The 19,815-nt window shown below is 69.3% G+C and carries 14 protein-coding genes; 9 read left to right on the forward strand and 5 right to left on the reverse strand.

The window, feature by feature from the left end; genetic code table 11:
* Window positions 1-15 precede the first annotated feature (15 nt).
* The 5 genes from ACIQBL_RS27280 (at window position 16) to amaP (ending at window position 2,395) form a co-directional block, all read left to right on the forward strand.
* Complete coding sequence (locus tag ACIQBL_RS27280) at window positions 16-501, forward strand: Asp23/Gls24 family envelope stress response protein (protein ID WP_401945677.1); 486 nt, start codon at window positions 16-18, stop codon at window positions 499-501.
* 67 nt (window positions 502-568) lie between these two features.
* Complete coding sequence (locus ACIQBL_RS27285; protein WP_019060657.1) at window positions 569-754, forward strand: hypothetical protein; 186 nt, start codon at window positions 569-571, stop codon at window positions 752-754.
* A complete protein-coding gene (locus tag ACIQBL_RS27290) occupies window positions 751-1,143 on the forward strand; it encodes a hypothetical protein (protein ID WP_401945678.1) in 393 nt (130 codons plus the stop codon). Before ACIQBL_RS27285 ends, ACIQBL_RS27290 begins: the two co-directional genes overlap by 4 nt.
* The gene (locus ACIQBL_RS27295; RefSeq protein ID WP_401945680.1) at window positions 1,140-1,811 is read left to right on the forward strand and encodes a DUF6286 domain-containing protein; all 672 of its coding nucleotides are present in this window, start codon (window positions 1,140-1,142) and stop codon (window positions 1,809-1,811) included. Before ACIQBL_RS27290 ends, ACIQBL_RS27295 begins: the two co-directional genes overlap by 4 nt.
* 5 nt (window positions 1,812-1,816) lie before the next feature.
* Window positions 1,817-2,395, forward strand: a complete 579-nt coding sequence (amaP, locus tag ACIQBL_RS27300; protein ID WP_401945681.1) for an alkaline shock response membrane anchor protein AmaP — start codon at window positions 1,817-1,819, stop codon at window positions 2,393-2,395.
* Window positions 2,396-2,497: 102 nt separating this feature from the next.
* Here amaP and ACIQBL_RS27305 read toward each other — a convergent pair whose 3' ends face one another.
* From ACIQBL_RS27305 to ACIQBL_RS27320, 4 genes are all read right to left on the reverse strand, one after another.
* On the reverse strand, window positions 2,498-3,253 hold the full coding sequence (locus ACIQBL_RS27305; RefSeq protein ID WP_401945683.1) for an SDR family oxidoreductase: 756 nt from the start codon (window positions 3,251-3,253) through the stop codon (window positions 2,498-2,500).
* A gap of 5 nt (window positions 3,254-3,258) precedes the next feature.
* On the reverse strand, window positions 3,259-5,046 hold the full coding sequence (locus ACIQBL_RS27310) for a glycoside hydrolase family 15 protein (protein WP_401945684.1): 1,788 nt from the start codon (window positions 5,044-5,046) through the stop codon (window positions 3,259-3,261).
* A gap of 71 nt (window positions 5,047-5,117) precedes the next feature.
* Window positions 5,118-5,912, reverse strand: a complete 795-nt coding sequence (locus tag ACIQBL_RS27315; RefSeq protein ID WP_401945686.1) for an SURF1 family protein — start codon at window positions 5,910-5,912, stop codon at window positions 5,118-5,120.
* A gap of 72 nt (window positions 5,913-5,984) precedes the next feature.
* Window positions 5,985-6,176, reverse strand: coding sequence for a hypothetical protein (locus ACIQBL_RS27320; RefSeq protein WP_401945808.1), 192 nt, complete (start codon window positions 6,174-6,176; stop codon window positions 5,985-5,987).
* A 234-nt stretch (window positions 6,177-6,410) separates the two neighbouring features.
* Here ACIQBL_RS27320 and ACIQBL_RS27325 point away from each other — a divergent pair, with 234 nt between their 5' ends.
* From ACIQBL_RS27325 to ACIQBL_RS27340, 4 genes are all read left to right on the forward strand, one after another.
* Window positions 6,411-6,659: a hypothetical protein gene (locus ACIQBL_RS27325; protein WP_365444758.1), complete on the forward strand. Its 249-nt coding sequence runs from the start codon at window positions 6,411-6,413 to the stop codon at window positions 6,657-6,659.
* Window positions 6,660-7,304: 645 nt separating this feature from the next.
* On the forward strand, window positions 7,305-16,859 hold the full coding sequence (locus ACIQBL_RS27330) for a LamG-like jellyroll fold domain-containing protein (protein ID WP_401945688.1): 9,555 nt from the start codon (window positions 7,305-7,307) through the stop codon (window positions 16,857-16,859).
* Between the two features lie 43 nt (window positions 16,860-16,902).
* Window positions 16,903-17,406: a hypothetical protein gene (locus ACIQBL_RS27335; protein WP_401945690.1), complete on the forward strand. Its 504-nt coding sequence runs from the start codon at window positions 16,903-16,905 to the stop codon at window positions 17,404-17,406.
* A gap of 58 nt (window positions 17,407-17,464) precedes the next feature.
* Window positions 17,465-17,908 carry a hypothetical protein gene (locus ACIQBL_RS27340; protein ID WP_401945691.1) on the forward strand — a complete coding sequence of 148 codons (444 nt, stop codon included), beginning with the start codon at window positions 17,465-17,467 and terminating at the stop codon, window positions 17,906-17,908.
* Window positions 17,909-18,752: 844 nt separating this feature from the next.
* Here the strand turns inward: ACIQBL_RS27340 and ACIQBL_RS27345 are convergent.
* Window positions 18,753-19,742 (reverse strand): DEDDh family exonuclease, encoded by a 990-nt coding sequence (locus ACIQBL_RS27345; RefSeq protein WP_401945693.1) that lies wholly within the window; start codon window positions 19,740-19,742, stop codon window positions 18,753-18,755.
* Window positions 19,743-19,815 lie beyond the last annotated feature (73 nt).

A 19,815-nucleotide genomic window follows, 5' to 3' on the forward strand; every position in this document is an offset into this window, starting at 1 on the left:
AAGGGACGTACGGCGATGACCGACATGACGGAGCGGAACCGGACGCAGGACCCCGACGGCGAGCGGGAGCCGGTACAGACCCGCAAGACCCCGATCAAACGTGGCGGAGGCGACCCGGCGTCCCGCGGGCGCACCACCATCGCCGACGGGGTCGTGGAGAAGATCGCCGGGCTGGCCGCCCGGGACGTCCTGGGCGTGCACGCCATGGGCAGCGGGCTGTCCCGCACCTTCGGGGCCGTGCGCGACCGGGTGCCAGGCGGCTCGAAGTCGGTGTCCCGGGGCGTGAAGGCCGAGGTCGGCGAGGTGCAGACCGCGCTCGACCTGGAGATCGTCGTCGACTACGGAGTGTCGATCGCGGATGTCGCCCGGGCCGTACGGGAGAACGTCATCGCGGCCGTGGAGCGGATGACCGGCCTTGAGGTCGTCGAGGTCAACATCGCGGTGAGCGATGTGAAGCTCCCGGACGAAGAGGACGAGGAACCGGAACCCCGACTCCAGTGACCGAGCCGACGAGCGAGCCGACGGACGAGCCGATGAGCGGGCCGACGAACGAGCTGAGGAGCGCAGGATGAGCAGGGCCGTGGTCGGCATGATCGCCGGAATGGCGCTGGGCTTCGCCGGGTATTTCGGCGGGTTCGGTGCGTTCCTGCTGGTGGCGGCCCTGGGCGCCATCGGGTTCGTCGTCGGCCGGTTCCTGGAGGGGGACCTGGAACTCGGCGACTTCTTCCGCTCGCGCGACGACCGGCGGCGATGACGTCCATGAGCGGCGGGCACGGCACGGTCGACGAGCGCGGCAGACCCCCGACGGTCGTCGCGCCCGGCGAGCGGGGCGCCACCCGGATCGCCGACCGGGTCGTCGCGAAGATCGCCGCGCAGGCGGCCCGCGAGGCGCTCGGACCACTGCCCCCGGAGGCCGCACCGCCGCACGCCACCGTCGTCGTCCACCACGAGACCGCACGCGTGCGCGTGCACCTCGAACTCGACTATCCCTGCGACATCGGCGCCCGCTGCTTTCAGGTGCGTCGACAGGTGGTTCAGCGGGTACGCGCGTTGGTGGGCATGGACGTGCCCGAGGTCGCCGTCCAAGTGGAACGGCTGCATCCGGCACGGTCGCACGGCGCGGCACAGGGGAGGACGCGATGAGCGAGCCCCAGGGCTCCGATGGCACGACCCAACGACTACCGGTCATCGAGAAGGAGACCGATCCAGGGCGGGGCGGGTACGTCCCGGCGGTGGACCACGATCCCGTACCCGTGGTGGGGGACGGGAAGGACGGCCGCTTCTGGTCGGCGCGCCGCGTCCCCGCGGGCATCGTCGCCACCCTGCTGCTCGTCGGCGCGGGCGCCCTGCTCTACGACGTCACCGCCGTGCGCGCCGAACGGCCCGCCGCGCACTGGCGCCGGGAACTGGCCCGGCAACTCGCCCAGCGCCCCCTGGACGACACTTGGGTCCTCGTCGGCGCCGGTGTCGCCGCCGCCCTGGGCCTCTGGCTGATCGTGCTCGCCGTCACGCCCGGCCTGCGCCAGGTGCTGCCGATGCGCCGCACCCACGCCGACATCCGGGCCGGCCTGCAACGCGCCGCCGCCGCGATGGTGCTGCGCGACCGGGCCATGGAGGTCTCGGGCGTGCAGTCGGTACGGGTACGGACCAGCAGGACCAGAACCGATGTCCGCGCGGTGTCCCATTTCCGCGAACTCGACGACGTACGGGCCGACTTGGACGCCGTGCTCACTGACGCGATCACCGGGCTCGGGCTGGCCCGGCCGCCCGCGCTGACGGTGCGCGTCGGCCGTTCCGGACGGAAGGGGTGAGGTCGGTGCTCAGGATCGTCAACCGTGTGGTGACCGGTGTCGTGGGCCTGGTCCTGGTCGTCCTCGGCGGCTCCGTGCTGGCCGTCGGGCGCGGCGTGAAGCCACCCTCCTGGTGGATCTACGACGGCCGCCACGACGTCCTGCTGAGCGCCGCCCGGCGAACCCGCTGGCGAGGCGACGGCTGGTGGTGGCCTACGGTTCTCGCCGCGCTCGCCGTCCTCGTCCTGCTCACCCTGTGGTGGCTCGTCGCGGTCCTACGACGCCGTCGGCTCACCGAGGTCGCCGTCCGCACCGGCGACGGCGAGGGCGCGCTGCTCCGGGGCCGCGCCCTGGAAGGCGTCCTCGCCACCGACGCGGGCGACCTGGACGGCGTGGCCCACGCGCACGTGCGTCTCGCCGGCACCCGCACGGCACCCGAGGCCCGCGTCCAACTCCACCTGGAACCCCATGTGGACCCCGGAGCGGCCCTCGACCACCTGACGGCCAACGCCCTCAGCCACGCCCGCGATTCGGCGGGCCTGGACGCACTGCCGACGGAGGTCCGCCTGAAGGGCGTCAAGCACCGCGCGGAGAGGGTGAGTTGAAGCGGGCAGAGGTGCATCCCCCTAAGGACGCGGGGCTGTGTCTGATGGGCGGCTCCGCCGCGTGGACGCGCCCAGCCCCAGGGGGCCCGCAGTCATACGACTTCAGAACCCATGCCGCATCCCACCGTCAACAGGCACCATGATCCCCGTCAGGTAGGACGCGGCCGGCGACAGCAGGAACGCCGCCACCCGGCCGAACTCGTCAGAAGTGCCGTACCGCCGTAGCGGAATCCGCGTCTCGTTGGCCCTCCGTGTGGCCTCCGGGTCCGCGGACATCCCGTCCAGCTCGCGCACGCGGTCCGTGTCGATACGGGCCGGCAGCAGCCCGACGACACGGATGCCGCGCGGCCCCAGCTCGTCCGCGAGGGACTTGGCGAAACCGGCGAGACCCGGCCGCAGCGCGTTCGAGATCGTCAGCCCCGGGATCGGCTCGTGCACCGACCCGGACAGCACGAACCCGATGACACCGCCCGCCTCCAACTCCCCGGCCGCCGCGCGGGCGAGCCGCACCGCGCCCAGGAACACCGACTCGAACGATGCCTGCCACTGCTCGTCGGTGTTGTCGGCGACGAACCCGGGCGGCGGCCCGCCGACGCTCACGAGGATGCCGTCGAAGCGCCCGAAGTGGTCACGCGCGGCGGCGATCAGCCGGGCCGGTGCCCCGGCGTCGGCGTTGTCGACGGCCACGCCGATCGCGTTCGGCCCCAGTTCGGCCGCCGCGTCGGCGGCGCGCTTCTCGTCCCGCCCGGTGACGACCACCTTCGCGCCGTCGGCCACCAGCTCGCGCGCGGAGGCGTTGCCCAGCCCGCGGGTGGCTCCGGTGACGACGTACACCCGGTCCTTCAGTCCAAGATCCATGGCCCCTATCCTGCCTCCTCGTCCGCGAACAGGGCGAGGGCGCTGTTCACCAGGCCGATGTGGCTGAACGCCTGCGGGAAGTTGCCCAGCTGGCGGCCGGCCACCGGGTCGTACTCCTCCGCGAGCAGCCCCACGTCGTTCGCGAGCCCCACCAGACGCTCGAACAGCACCTTGGCCTCCTTCGTACGGCCTGTCAGGTGCAGGGCGTCCACGAGCCAGAACGAGCACGCCAGGAAGGCGCCCTCGTCACCCGGCAGCCCGTCGACGACGGTGTCGGCGGCGGTGTCGTAGCGCCGTACGAAGCCGTCGTGGCCGAGCGCCTCCTGGACGGCGTCGACCGTGCCGATCACCCGGGGATCGTCGGGAGGCAGGAAGCCGAAGCGGGGGATGAGCAGCAGGGCGGCGTCGAGTTCCTGCGAGCCGTAGGACTGCGTGAAGGTGTTGCGTTCCGGGTCGTAGCCGTTCTCGCACACGTCGCGGTGCACCTCGTCGCGCAGTTCGCGCCAGCCCGACAGGTCGCCGGGGAGGTCGCCGTACTCCTCCAGGGTGCGTACGGCGCGGTCGGCGGCCACCCAGACCATGACCTTGGAGTGCACGAAGTGCCGGCGTCCGCCGCGCACCTCCCACAGACCCTCGTCCGGCTGCCGCCACTGCGAGCGCAGCCACTCCAGGAGGATGCTCTGGAGGGACCACATGTGCGGTTTGGGCGACAGGCCCGCGCGCCGGGCCAGCCACAAGGAGTCCATCACCTCTCCGTAGACGTCGAGTTGGAGCTGGTTGACGGCTCCGTTGCCGATCCGTACGGGAGTCGAACCGCCGAAGCCGGACAGGTGCGGCAGTTCGAACTCGGGCAGCCGTCGCTCGCCCGCCACGCCGTACATGATCTGCAGGTCGGCCGGGTCGCCCGCGACCGCGCGCAGCAGCCAGTTCCGCCAGGCCTCGGCCTCCTTGAGGTAGCCCGCGGAGACCAGGGCGCCGAGGGTGAGGGTGGAGTCGCGCAGCCAGCAGTAGCGGTAGTCCCAGTTGCGGACGCCGCCCATCTCCTCGGGCAGCGAGGTGGTGGCCGCGGCGACGATGCCGCCGGTCGGTCGGTAGGTGAGCGCCTTGAGGGTGATCAGGGAGCGTACGACCGCGTCCCGGTAGGGGCCGTCGTAGCGGCAGCGGGCCGCCCAGCGCTTCCAGTCCGCGACGCTGGTCCGCAGCGACTCGTACGGGTCGACGAGTGGCGGGCGCGGCTCGTGCGAGGGGTGCCAGGTGAGGACGAAGGCGACCTTCTGACCGGCCTCTACGGTGAACTCCGAGTGCGTGCCGAAGTCCTCGCCCCAGGTGCGCACGTCCGGTTCGCTGCGCAGCCACACAGAGTCGGGTCCGGCCACGGCCACCCGGTGCCCGTCGGACCTGCGCATCCACGGCACGACCGAGCCGTAGTCGAAGCGCAGGCGGAGCGTGCTGTGGACGGTGACCTTTCCGCTGAGGCCTTCGACGACGCGTACGACGTCGGGGGCGATGTCACGCTGGGGCATCAGGTCGGTGACGCGTACCGTGCCCTCGTCGGTCTCCCACTCCGTGTCCAGCACCAGCGTGTCGGGGCGGTAGGCGCGGCGGGTGCAGCGGTCCGCGCCCTTGGGGGCGATGCGCCAGTGGCCGTTCTCCTCGTCGCCGAGCAGTCTGGCGAAGCAGGCGGCCGAGTCGAAGCGGGGCAGACACAGCCAGTCGACCGAGCCGTCCATGCCGACCAGGGCAGCGGTCTGTTCGTCGCCGATGAGGGCGTAGTCCTCGATACGTGGGTGCACGGGGTGCGGGTTCCCTGACTACCGGTGGGGCAATCAAGGTTCGGGGCCGGGCGGGTGAAGCGAGGGGCAGCTCACACCGTCGCGGGCTCGGCCTCCGCCGTCTCCGCTTCCTTCGCCGCCGCCTCCCGGCGGTCACGGGCCTCACGGCGGGCCAGGACGACATAGCCGACCGGGACGGCCGCGGCGAACAGCCACCACTGGATCATGTACGCGTAGTTCAGCGGGGCGTCTTCCTTGCCCGGGTCGGAGATCTGCTCCGGCGTGTCGCCCTTCGGCGCCGGCGCGGTCTGCTCGACATAGCCGCCGAGCACTTGGGCGTTGAGCCGTCTTGCCTGTTCCTCGCTGTTGATCAACATGATCTGGCGGTCGGGCAGGCCCTTGATGTCCTTGATGCCGCTCGCCGCTGTCGTCTCGTCGGCCATCAGGCGCCCCGTGATGGTGGTCCTGCCGGCCGGGGGCGCGGGGATCTTCGGGAAGGCGGTCTGCGCCCCGGTCGCCGGGATCCATCCACGGTTGATCAACACCACCTTGCCGTCCGTCAACACGAACGGGGTGAGGACGTGGAAGCCGACCTCGTCGTCGTCATTGGTACGGCGCCGGACGACGACTTCTTTGGAGGTGTCGAAGGTCCCGGTCGCGGTGACGGTGCGGTACTTCTCCGTGCGGGTGACCGCGTGCCCGGGGGTGCTGATCGTCTCCACGGGGACCGGCTTGGAGTGCAGGGCTTCCGACACCAGCTGGTTGCGGGCGCTGCGCATCTCGTAGCGGTGCATCTGCCAGATGCCCAGCCTGATCATCGTGGGGATCAGGAGAAGGGTGATCAACGCGAGGATCACCCACTGCCGGGACATCAGGAAGCGGTACACCCCACGACCGTACAACTCGGTCGCGGGGCGCAATGAGGGGGGTACCGGAAGGGGGTCCTGCGGGTCGGCGGCTCACACCTTGTCGATGATCCCCACCTTCCCCTCCGCCCGAGCGCAGTGGCCGCCGCAGAACCAGTGGCCCTCGACCTCCACGCCCTGGCCGATGATCTGCACCCGGCAGTGCTCGCAGATGGGGGCCATGCGGTGGATCGCGCAGGAGAAGCAGTCGAAGACGTGCACTCTCCTCTTTGAGGGAACTGATATCTCGAAGAGGGTGTGTTACCTGTGACTATGACGAAGAGTGAGTGGCTTGAGTACTGGTTGTCACGGGCGCCGATGTTGTCGGAGGATGATCTGGACGACATCGACCACATCTGACACGGGTGCGGGCGAATGGTCTGCCAATCAGTGACATCGCTACGCCGACCAGGGGTAACCCCTGGTCGGCGTAGCGATGTCAGCTTGCGAGTGCCCGCCCCGCCCCTGACGATGCGGCTTATGACACGTTGTGAAGTGTGTGGGAATGACTACGAGCTGGCGTTCACTGTCGAGACCCGGGATGGGGCACGTCACGTTTTCGATTCGTTCGCTTGCGCGATCCATCGCATGGCGCCCATCTGCGAGCACTGCCGGGTGCAGATCATCGGCCAGGGTGTCGAGGTGGATGGTCACTGGTTCTGCGGCGCGCATTGTGCCCGTGCGGAGGGCAAGGTCGGCATCGTGGACAAGGTTGGCTCTGCCGTGTAGCCAACGGGTCCCTTGGCGCTTGGGTCAGGGTGCGAAAAGGACTGGCTCGGCGCGGGCCAGGGCGAACCAGCCGCCGCGATTCCTGGCGGGGTGAATGGCCATGGCCTGGAGCACCTTCACCCTGACAGTCACCGCGATCGTCATCTGGCTCCGCGACACCCTCCAAGAGCCACCGGGAACGGCCTAGTCATCACCTGTCTGATGACGAGCGCCGGATCGCCGCCGGCTTCGGCATCTCTCTGCGTGCACGCCTTGACGTCGAGGGTTGTCCGTGTGCTCGCCGGTCGGGCGCCGACCCTACTCAAGGTTCTGCCCAAGGACGATCCCGAGTACATGATGCTGGGGGTGCAGGAGGTCGCTGGAGCGCCCGTTGCGTACATGACTCCGGAGTGGCGGCACGGTGAACGGAGGGCCGCGATCCTGTGGTTTGCCTCCCGGCTTGGTAAAGGGGCTCTACAGGTCGCCACAAGAGATCTTGTCTCTGTCTTCACGCTGCGCTTACAACTTGGTGCCGCAGCTTGCGTGATCACGGGGATGACCTGATGCATCGGCTGCTCCTGTCGTGATGCGATGCGTAAAGGGTCGGTGGGTGGGGTGCGTCCGCTGTCGCGGTGGCGTGTGTGGCTGGCTGTGGTGCCGTTGTTGGTGTCCTTCTGGGCTCAGGAGGGAGGCGCGGCCTACGCGGCGGCGCGTCCGTCGGCTTCGCTGGGCGCGGGGCTGGGCCAGGTGTGGAAGTGGCTGTCGGGCTCGGACGGTTCGGGGCCTCGGTCGAAGACCGGTTCGGCCCACGACGTACGCGCCGCGAAGGCCGGCAGGGGACGGCCTTCCGGGAAGGCGCCGGGCAAGGGCAAGGGCCAGCTGGCGGCCTGGAAGGCGCCGAGCACCCAGGCCAAGAAGGAACGTTCCGGCGACGCGGCCGTGGGCTTCAACGCGAAGACGAGCAAGCGCGTGGCCGCGAAGTCCGGTGCACAGTTCGACTACTTCCAGAACGTCGACGGGTCCTTCACCCGGAAGATGTCGCAGTCCAGGATCAACTACCCTGATTCTTCCGGTACTTGGAAGTCCATCGATACCGCCGTCGCGAAGGGTGCCGACGGCCGCTGGCACGAGAAGGCGAACTCCCTCGGTGTGTCCTTCGCGTCCTCCACGGGGACGGACACTTCCGTACGGCAGTCCGCGCTGCGGGCGGAGAGTGGTGCGGGGTCGGTCGTGCCCGCCGCCCTGACCTGGAAGACCGCCTCCGCCCTTCAGGTCGTCGCCGCCGATGACCCGACGACAGCCGCCCCCAGCCCGACCGTCAGTTCCGGGACCTCGGCGCAGGGCGAGCTGGCGACCCTGACCGTCTCCGACTCCGAGTCGGTGTCCTGGTCGCTGGCCGGCGCGAACGCCGTGACCGGCACCGCCTCCGACTCCGGCTCAGGCATCGAGTACGACGGTGTCCTGACCAACACGAACCTCGTCCTCGCGCCGACCGCCGACGGCGTGAAGGAGTCCCTGGTCCTGACCTCGGCGAACGCGCCGACCAGCTGGGTCTTCCCGATGTCCCTCAAGGGCCTCACGCTGACCACGGCGTCCGACGGCACCGTGGAGCTGGTCGACGGCAGCGGTACGGTCGCCGCGACCCTGCCCCAGCCGTTCGCCCGTGACTCCTACGTCGACCCGGCCACCGGTGAGTCCCACGACAACTGGGCCATGACGTACAGCGTCACCGACGTCGACGGCACCCCGGCCGTGAAGATGTCGCTGGACCCCTCCTGGCTCGCCGGCTCCGACATCGCCTTCCCGGTGACGGTGGACCCGACGATGACGGTGTCCACCGCCGGCCAGAACCTCACGACGTACGTCTACTACCCGAACACCGCCGACTACTCGTCGGACACGATCATGCGCGTCGGTACCCCGGACGGCGGCGCGTACATCGGTCAGGCGTTCATGAAGTTCCTCGGGCTGCCGGACACCGACGGCTACCACATCACCGCCGCCGACCTGCACCTCTTCGACGTGTGGGCGTACACGTGCAGCTCCTCCACGTCGTACCACGTCATGCCGATCACGCAGCAGTGGTGGGTGACCGGCCAGAAGTCCTGGTCGGACAGGCCGGCGACGGCCGCCTCCATAGGCACCTGGTCGGGCACGGTGTCCGACACGGTGTGCGGGAACACCTCGGTGTCCACCGGCACCGGCCAGTGGCAGACCACCAGTCTGGACACGGACTACTTCCAGAAGATCGCCCTGGGCCAGACCAGCAACTACGGCCTGTCCGTGTTCTCCTCGGGGACCAGCTCGAGTCAGTGGAAGAAGTTCGACTCCGACCAGGTCGACTCGCACTCCCCGTACGTCACGGTGACGTACAGCAAGAACTCCGCGCCGGACCTCGAACACACCTATCCCAAGGCGAACTTCACCTCTCCCTCCCTTCGCCCGCAGTTGCAGGTCAAGGCCGTCGACCCCGACTCCTGGCCCACCTCTCCGCTGAAGTACGACTTCGCGCTGTACTCCTCGGCGGGCAAGCAGCTCGACACCTCCGGCTGGCAGACGTCCGGCAAGTGGACTGTCCCGTCAGGGGACTTGGACTGGTCGACGTCGTACTACTGGACGGTGTCGGCATACGACGGCTGGACGACGACCACGAGCAGCAGCCAGCCCCTGTCGACGCTGGTGGCGCAGCCACTGGTCGCCTCCCGGCTGGCGCAGAACGGCGGTCACGGCTACGACGAGGAGGCCGGCAACTACACCACCTCCGCCACCGACGCCTCCGTCTCGACCGTCGGCCCGTCCCTGGAGGTGACGCGCTCCTACAACTCCCTGGACACCAGCACCGCGGGAGCCTTCGGCGCGGGCTGGTCGGCGCTGGCCGACATGCGGGCCGTGATGGACGACGACGGTTCCAAGAACGTGGTGGTCACCGATGACGGCGGCGAGCAGGAACGCTGGGGCTATTCGTCCTCCGGGTACACCTCGCCGACCGGCACCTACGGCACGTTCAAGGCGCTGTCCGCCGGCTACTCGCTGACCGAGACCTCGGGCACGACGTACACGTTCGACACCGCGGGCGGCACCAACATCTGGCTGCTGTCGAAGATCAAGACGCATGCCGGGCTGACCGAGACGCTCACCTACGACTCCTCCTACCGGCTGAGCACCATCAAGAACGACGTCTCCGCCCGCACCCTGACCTTCACCTGGAGCAAGCCCTCGGGCGCCGCGCACTACCACGTCCACACGGTCACCACCGACGCCGCCACCAGCGGTGACGCCACGACCGCCGCGCTGTGGACGTACGGCTACACGGGCGACCAACTCACCGCCGTGTGCCCGCCGTCCACCACGAGCCCCTCCACGGCGTCGACCTCCTGCTACGCCTACACCTACATCGCGGGCTCCAACTACCCCTCCGCCGCTCTGGACGCCGGCCCCAGCGGATACTGGCGCCTCGACGAGCCGTCCGGCAGCACCACCGCGGCCTCCTCGGCCCTGGCCAACGAGCAGACGGACGCGGGCAGTTACAAGAACGCCACGCTCGGCAGCGGCACCGGCCCGCTCACCGGCTCGACGGCGACGGCCCTGACTCTCGCCGGCACCGGCTACGCGAAGGTCCCGGCCGGGCTGCTGCACGCCAGCACCACCCGCGCCCTGTCCCTGTGGTTCAAGACGTCGAAGAAGGGCGTCCTGATCGGCGACCAGTCCAAGGCGGTCGCCGGTACCGCGGCCTCCGGTACCTGGACCCCGGTCCTGTACGTGGGTTCGGACGGCAAGCTGCACGGCCACTGGTGGAGCGTCAGCGGCTCGGGCAGTGCCGATTTCGGCTCGACCGGCACGGTCACCGACAGCACCTGGCACCACGCCGTGCTCAGCTCGGACGGCAGCACCCAGACCCTCTACCTGGACGGCACCAAGCAGGACACCTTCTCCGGCACCCCGGACGACCAGGACAACGCCTACACCTACATCGGCGCCGGATTCGCCACCTCCTGGCTCGACTCGCCCGGTGATGTCAGCTACTTCACCGGTTCCATCTCCGACGTCTCCTTCTACAGTCACCCGATCACCGCCTCCCAGGTCGACGACCTGTACGCCGACGGCACCGCGAGCGCGGCCCTGCTCACCAAGGCGTCCAGCCCCGCCGGGCGCACCACCGCGGCCGTGTCCTACGACACCGACGCCGACCGTCTGACCCAGGTCACCGACGAGAAGGGCGGCACCTGGAAGCTCGGCACGCCGGCCGTGGCGGGCTCCAGCGCGGTCTACCGGGGTACGGTGCTCGGCGCGGACCCCGCCGGGTACTGGCAGTTGGGCGACGACAACACCGGCGGCGCGGCCACCTACGCGGCGGACGAGGTCAACGGCGGCGACGGAACGTACAACAACGTCACGCTCGGCGTGAGCGGTCCGTTCAGTGCGAAGGACAGCACCGCGAGTACGGCGGCCTCCTTCGACGGGACGAGCTCGTACGTCTCCGTACCGGCCGACCCGCTGCACACCGACACCAAGCGAAGCATCGGCATCTGGTTCAAGACCTCCACCTCCGGCGTGCTGGTCGGCGACCAGTCCACCGCGATCGACGGGGCCACGGACGCCTCCGGCACCTGGACGCCCGTCCTCTACGTCGGATCCGACGGCAAGCTGCACGGCCACTGGTGGAGCGTGAGCGGCTCGGGCAGCGCCGACTTCGGATCCACCGGGACGGTCACCGACAACGCGTGGCACTACGCGGTGCTCAGCTGCGACGTCGACAGCCAGGCGCTGTTCCTCGACGGTACGAAGCAGGACACCTTCTCCGGCACCCCGGCCGACCAGTCCAACAGCATCACCTACATCGGCGCGGGCTTCGCCAAGAACTGGATCGACTCGCCCGGAATCGTCAGCCACTTCAAGGGTTCGATCGCGGAAGCCGCCTTCTACGACCACAATCTGACGTCCGCTCAGGTCGCCACCCAGTGGAACGCCTACAAGCAGTCCACCGGCACCATCGCCACCGAGTCCGTCGCCGTCACCGACCCCGGCAACAACACCCTGACCAGCACCTACGACCTGTCCGACGGCGGCCGGATCCTGACCGACACGGACGGCACCGGAGCCACCACGTCCTACGGCTACGACACCTCCGGCTTCCTCTACACGACCACCGACGGCAACGGGAACGTGACCACCACCGGCCACAACTCCCGCGGCGACGTGGTCTCCCGCACGACCTGCCAGGACCAGTCCGCCTCGAAGTGCTCGACGTCGTACTTCACGTACTACCTCAACGCCAACTCCGATACGGACCCGCGCAACGACCAGCTGCTGACCTCCTCGGACGGCCGCTCGTCCAGCTCGTCGGACACGACGTACCAGACCGTCAACACCTATGACACCAACGGCAATCCGCTCACCACGACGACCCCTGCGGTCACCGGCCACAGCGCGGGCCTGACGACGAAGAAGACGTACACCAGCTCCAGCACGCCCAGTTGGGTCACCGGTATCTACGCCCCGGGCGGCCTGCTGGCCTCGACGACGACACCGGGCGGCGCGGCGACGTCGTACTCCTACTACGCGAACGGTGATCTCGCCCAGGAGACCTCGCCGCTGGGCCTGGTCACCCGCTACACCTACGACCAGCTCGGCCACGTCCTGACGAAGACCGAGATCTCCGACACCTACCCGGCCGGCCTGGTCACCCTTTACACCTACGACCCGCTGGGCGGCGTCCTCACCGAACTCGACCCCGGCACGACGTACGCCGTCAACCAGGCCATCGTCCACACGGCCCTCACGACCAGGACCTACGACGCGGACGGCAACACCCTCACCAGCACCGTCTCCGACACCACCGGCGGCGACACCGCCCGCACCACGAGCACCGTCTACAACGACTTCGGCGAACCGAAGACCGTCACCGACCCCGAGCAGCACACCACCGCCTTCACCTACGACGCCTACGGCAACAAGCAGGGCGAGACCGACGCCGACGGCCAGGTCTACGCCTTCACCCACGATGCCAACGGCAACCTGCTCACGACGACGCTCACCAACTACACCGGCTCCTCGGCCACTTCACAGACGGCCGCCGCCAAGCTGCTGGAGCAGCGGACCTACGACGCGGGCGGCCGCCTGCACACGATCACCGACGGCATCGGCGTCACCACCACCTACACCTACTACGACAACGGGCTGACCCAACAGATCACCCGCACCGGCTCCTCGGGCACGACCGACGTCGCCGAGCAGGACTCCTACGACGATGCGGCCAACCTCACTGCGAAGACCACCGCTGACGGAACACTCACCACGTCGTACACGGTCGACGCGGCCGACCGCACCACGGCCACCACGACGGACCCCTCCGGCCTGGCGCGGACCACCGCTTACACCTTCGACGACGACTCCCGGGCCCTGACCTCGACGCAGACCGACGCGGCGGGCGACCCGGAACAGAAGTGGACGTACACCTACGACGCGGCCGGTGACCCGCTGTCGGCCGCTCAGTACGTCTCCAGCTCCCTCACCCTCACCACCAAGGCCACCTACGACGAGCGCGGCCTGAAGGTCACCGCGACCGACGCGCTGAACAACGTCACGACGTACGCCAACGACGAGGCCGGCCGGCCGACCACGACCACGAGCCCGGCGATCACCACGACCACACCCGGCACCGGCGCGACCGCCACCCTCTACCCCGTCACGATCAACGGCTACGACACCTTCGGTGACCGCACCGCGGCCGAGGACGCGAACGGCCACATCACGGCCACCGCCTACGACCGCGACGGCCGCAGGACCGGTACCACCCTCCCGTCGTACAACGGCACCTCCGCCACCACCGCCTGGACCTACGACGCCTCCGGCGACGTCCTGACCGAGACCGACGCCAAGGGTGAAACCGACTACGCCTACGACCAGTTGGGCGACCTGGTCCAGCAGACCAACCCGGCGATCAGCATCTCCGGCACTGCCACCCGCGGCACCCTCACCTACGCCTACGACCTCGCCGGCGACCGCCTGACCGAGACCTCCCCCTACGGCGCCGTCACCCACCACAGCTACGACGACCTGGGCCGGGACAGCAGCACCTGGACGTACGTGTACACCTCCACCAGCGCGCAGACGAAGCAGGAGACCGACACCGCCTACAACACCGCGGGCCAGGTCGCGAACACCACTTCGGCGAGCGGCGTCAGCGCGAAATACACCTACGACGCGCTGGGCCGCACTCACACGGCCGCCGACACCACAGGCGACACCACCACTTACACCTACGACCTGCGCGACGACGTCATCAAGACCGCCCTGCCGGACCAGACCGCGCAGACCGCGACCTACGACGCGGCCGGCCGCAAGACCGCCACCGCGAACCTGGACGCCGGCGGCTCGGTGCTGTCCTCGACGTCGGCGACCTACACCGACGACGGCGAACTGCGGACGACGACCGACGCCCGCCAGCACACCACCAGCTACGAGTACGACGCCGTGGGCGACCTGACCAAGCAGACCGAGCCGGTCACCGACAGCGCCTCGATCGTCACCACGTACGGCTACGACGTCGCCGGACACCAGACCGCGTACACCGACGGCAACGGCGACACCACGTACTACACGTACAACTCCCTCGGCCTGCCCGCGAGCAAGGAGATCCCGGCCGTCACCGGGTACACCGGCGACGCCGACCGGACCACCGCCTACGCCTACGACGAGCGCGGCCGACTCGTCACCGAGACCGACCCCGGCGGCGTCACCCTCACCAACACCTACGACGCCCTCGACGACCTGACCGCCCAGACCGGCACGGGCGCCGACGCCACCACCGCCGACCGCCACTTCACGTACTCCCTGAACGGCCACCTGGTCGCCTCGGCGGTCGGCGGCATCTCGGAGTACTACGACACCAACGCGCTCGGCGACGTCCTCACCACGTCCGGCCAGGCGGGCAGTTCGTCCTTCACCTACAACGCCGACGAGAGCCCGGCGACCAGGACGGATGCCTCGGGCACGAACACGTACACGTACGACACGGACGGCCGCCTGAACACCGACACCGACGCGTCGACGGGCACCACCCTGACCTACCAGTACAACTCCCTCTCCCAGCCCAGGTCGGTCACCTACGGCTCGGCGGGCGACGTGCGCAACTACGGCTACGACACCCTGCACCGGCTGACCTCCGACATCCTGGCCACAGCCTCCGGCACGACGGTCGCCAAGGTCGCCTACGACTGGGACAAGAACGACAACCTCACCACCAAGACCACGACCGGCGTCCAGGGCGCCTCGACGAACTCGTACGCCTACGACTACGCGAACCGCCTCACGTCCTGGACCTCGGGCTCCGCGACCACCGGCTACACCTACGACGCCGACGGCAACCGCCTGACCGCGGGCGCGACGACGTACACGTACAACGCCCGGGACCAGCTGACCTCCGACGGCACGCTCAACTACAGCTACACGGCCCGCGGCACCCTCTCGGCAAAGGGCTCCACGCCATACACCTTCGACGCCTACGGCCAGCAGGTCACGGCCGGTGCCACGACTTACACGTACGACGCGCTGGGCCGCGCCATCGCCGCCGGTTCGACCACGCTCGCCTACTCCGGCACCGACAACACGGTCGCCTCCGACGGCACGAGCACCTACAGCCGCGACCCGTCGGGCGCCCTGACAGGCGAGTCCTCGGCGACCGGCGCCACCCTGGCCTGGACCGACCTGCACACGGACGTCATCGGCCAGTTCACGGCGACCGGCACCACCCTGACCGGCTCGGCGAGCTACGACCCGTGGGGCACGACCACCGCCTCCACCCTGACCGGCAGCGCCGGCTACCAGAGCGAGTACACCGACCCGGCGACAGGCAACGTGAACATGCACGCCCGCTGGTACAGCCCGGGGACGGGGGGCTTCGACTCGGCGGACACGGTGGACAATCCGGCGGTCGGGGACAGCGCCAACGCGAACGACTACGCCTACGCGAACGACACGCCGATGACCGGGACGGACCCGAGCGGGCACTGCTTCTGGGACGCGTGCATCGGAGAAGCGGAGGGCGCCTACCTCCTGGGCGCGGCCCTGATCAGCACCTGCATCGAGTACTGCTCGGCGCTTTCCAGGACCATCTCCGACGCCCTGTCCTCCTCCAGTTCCTCGTCGCACAGCCACACTTACTCCTCCTCGGCCGCCGCCGGCCACGCTGCCGCCCACGGCCGTACCTGCGCCCAAACCCATTCCTACTCGTTCTGCGAGTCCCTCCAGAGCAGCGGCTCGTCCAGCACGGGCCGGGGTGGCGGAAACGGCGGAGGCGGCTCCGGCGGCGGCACGTGCTACTCCTGCGGCGGTGGCGGAGTCAGCCCTGCGGAAGCGGCCGCGGCGGCGGCCAGGGCAGCGGCGGCTGCGGCAGCGGCCGAGGCCGCCCGCCGCGCGGCGATCCGCGCCCACGCCATCAAGATCACCGCGTCCATCGGCAAGTCGACCCTGAAGGTCCACTCGATCTCGGCAGCTGCCGAGCCCCCGACCACAAAGATCAACATTGGGAACTCGGTGCGCAACGCGGCCTCGGCGGTCGCTGCGGGGCTCACGACAGCTGCCGTCTGCGTGGTGACCGGCGCCTGCGCTCCACGGGACGACGAGTCGTCCACCTGCGCGACGAACGGTGACGGGTGGGTCGACTATCAGAGCACCGATACATCGCACGGCAACCGGGCCCAAGGCGTCACGGCGTGCCTCACCGAGCAGTATCTGGACGACCATCCGGGATCGGACACGACCCAGGACACTCGTCCGCCCGGCTACGACTGGGCCCGGCGATACGCCCGACACCTCGGCGCCGTGCCCCGGGTGTCGGTGAACAACTGCCACCTCCTCGGTAGCCAGCTCTCCGGCTCCGGAACCGACCTGAGGAACCTGTCGACCTGCGGTCGTGATGCCAACGCCTACCCGAAGCGAGGTGGTCTGGGAGCTATGGACAACATGGTTCAATTCGAGAACCAGGTGCAGGCCCAAGTGGAGAAGGGCGAGACGGTCCTGTACTCCGTCCACCCCACATATTCGGGCAATCGCGTCACGCCGGAGGCGTACGAGATGACGGCCACAGCCTGGGACCGAGATGGCAACCTGGTCGGAACCACGATACGCAGCGTGCCCAACCTGATGAACACGCCACGGGGCTGGCGCAACCTGGGCACCGTGGTGGACACGCGCACCGGCAGGGATGTCCCGACCTCATGACCAACGGATCCGATCGATACGAGAGGACATCATGCACTGGGCTGTGGAAGAGCTGAGCCGGGTTGTGCAGCCGCCCTCGGACGGCGGCGACACGGTCGACTGGGATGCTCTGCGCGCTGAGACGGGATGGGAGCTCCCGGCTGACTATCGCGACTTTGTCGCGGCGTACGGGCTGGGTTCGATCAGCGACTCGATCGGCATCCTTACGCCCCCATTCGACGGCTATCCATACGGCGACCACCTGCTCTACGGCGTTCAGTGGCCGCCGGTTGACGGGACGTTGACCTGGGCGTCGAACGAAGCTGGTGACGACTTCCTTTGGCGGTGCGCCGGTGAGCCCGACAAGTGGCGAGTGGTCGTCAGGCCCAGGGACCGCCGCCGGGACCACGAGTACGACATGGGAATGGCGGAGTTCCTGCTTCGCCTGGTGAGGGGCGACATCCGTCCGCCGCTCGGGGCCCGGCTTGATCTGCCGGCCGCGTTCGAATCCTGGCGCGAGGAAGAACGGAGCCTGCTCGACGAGGACGGTGATCTTGAAGGCTTCTGACCGTGCCCACCGCCCGTCTCGTGAACGGTGGTGGGTCGTTCTCGGCGCGGGTGTCGCAGTGCTCCTGGCCGTGGCCGGTGTCGTGGCGCTGCTCCTGCCCTCGGAATCCAGCGAGGACGCGACGCCGCCCGTGCCGGTGTCGCACGTCGACACCGCCACCCGAGCCTGTCTCCTGACGTCCACTGACACGGACACGACGGGCACCTGGGCGGCGATGCAGAAGGTGGCCAGGACACGCGACACGAACATCGTCGTGCAGCGTTACCGCCTGCCTACGTCGGCGAACGCCGCCGCCTACGTCAACACCCTCGTCCAGCTCCGCTGCTCCACGATCGTCACCACGGGCACCGGGGCCCGCTCCGCCGTGGCGTCCCGTCTGGTCGACGGACACATCCCGAACGTCCGCTTCGTGGTCGTCGCCGAACAGCCGGTGTCGGGTGCAACGCATCTGAGCCCGGACTCGGTGAGCACATCGGCCCTGACTCGGGCGGTAATGCGCTGAGCGGCGCGAACCGGTACCTCTGACCGGGAGCCCGATCTCGAAACACCTTCACCTCCATCGGGTCGACGTCCTGCACGCCATGCTCAAACACCGCGTCATCTACGAGCCGACACACGAACAAGCCGCCTGATCAAGAACACAGACCTTGACCAAAGAGATAAGAGCACCCCCCCGACTGGGAAGAGACCGAGGACCGTCCACCCTGCTCACCGGCGACTGCTGGCCCTGCCCTCTGTCCCGGTCTCGACGGACACGACGGGCGCCTGGGCGGCGAAGCGGGGGCCAGGATGCGCGACACGGACATCGGGGAGCGGTGTTACCGCCTGCCCACGTCGGCGAACGCCGTCGCCTGTGTCAACACCCGAGCCTGGCGGTGACGCTCGTTTGACGCTCTGACTTCATGGGTTCTCGCGCGGTTCCGCATCGGGTGCTTCCGTCGCCTGGAGGCGCGCTGTTGTGGGGCAACACCATCGAGGGCGACCAGTTGTTCCTGGTCGACCGAGGCGGAGGCCGGTCGCAGCTGGGCCGACTGGTATGACATGGACCTGCAGTTCGGCATGTGGTTTCGGACGTCCCAGTGACTGAACGCCAGGCATTTCAGGTGAGGCCCTCGGCTTGTTGACGAGGGGTCTCACGGCTCAACTCGTCAGCCAGGGGGCCTCGTTGGCTACCTGTCCTTGCGCACTCGACCTGCCGCACCGCGCCCTGCGCGTGCACCTCGAAGCTCATGCCGTAGTCATTGCCGCACACTTCACATCTCGCCATGCGCCACAGGGTGGGCCGTCCACCCGGCACGGGCGAGCGGGCGCGGGGCGAGTCGCGCCCCAATCACCCGTCCGTACGGTCAGTCCGCCTGCTCGACATCCCGGAGGAGCTGCCCGAAGGCCGCCTCGTCGACCACCGGGGTGCCGAACTGCCGGGCCTTGAGCACCTTCGAGGTGCCCGAGTCCGGGTCGTTCGTGACGAGCAGGCTGGTCAGCCGGGACAGGCTCGTCGCGACATGCAGCCCGGCCTCCACGGCCCGGTCCTCCAGCAGCTCGCGCTCGACGGACGTGTCCCCGGAGAACGCGATCCGCATGCCCTGCTTGAGCGGCCTGCCGTCCTCGAACCGCCCCGGGTTCGGGTACGGGCACGCGGGCCGCTTGCGCGCGGGGCGCCAACTGCCCGCCCCGTAGCCGCTGTAGCCGCCCCCCTGGTGCCCGATCCGGGGCGCGGGCCGGTCGGCGGTCCACTCGGTCAGCGGCCGGCACTCGTGCAACGGCAGCCGTACGCCGGTTTGCGCCGCCGCCCGCAGGCTCGGCCGGAACGCCTCGGCGAGCACGCGCGCGTCGTCCAGCGCGTGGTGCGCGCGCTGCTGCACGACACCGAAGTGCGCCGCGAGGGACTCCAGCTTGTGGTTGGGCAGCGGCAGGGCCAGCTCCTTGGAGAGCGCGATGGTGCACAGCCGCTGACGGACCGGCGGCTCGATCGCCACGCGCGCGTACTCCCGCGCGATCATCTGCCAGTCGAAGACCGCGTTGTGCGCGACCAGCACCCGGCCCTCCAGGCGGGTCGCGAACTCCTCGGCGATGTCCTTGAAGAGGGGCGCGCCCTCCAGTACGTCACTCGTCAGACCGTGGATCCACACGGGGCCGGGATCGCGCTCCGGGTTGACCATCGTGTACCAGTGGTCCTCGACCTCGCCGAGCGCGTCCAGACGGTAGACGGCCGCGGAGATTATCCGGTCGTCCCGGGCCAGGCCGGTGGTCTCCACGTCGACGACCGCGTATCCCTGGGGATACGCGGCCGGCCACGGAGTGGCTGCGGACACTGCGGGCGCGTGGTCTTCGAGCATGGTCACTGAGGATACGGGCCGTCACTGACAGCCCCGTCCCTCAGGTGCCTTGTTCCGCCCACCCGTTCGGGTC

Origin of the sequence: Streptomyces sp. NPDC088350 (genome assembly GCF_044753545.1) — a bacterium.
GTDB lineage: Bacteria > Actinomycetota > Actinomycetes > Streptomycetales > Streptomycetaceae > Streptomyces.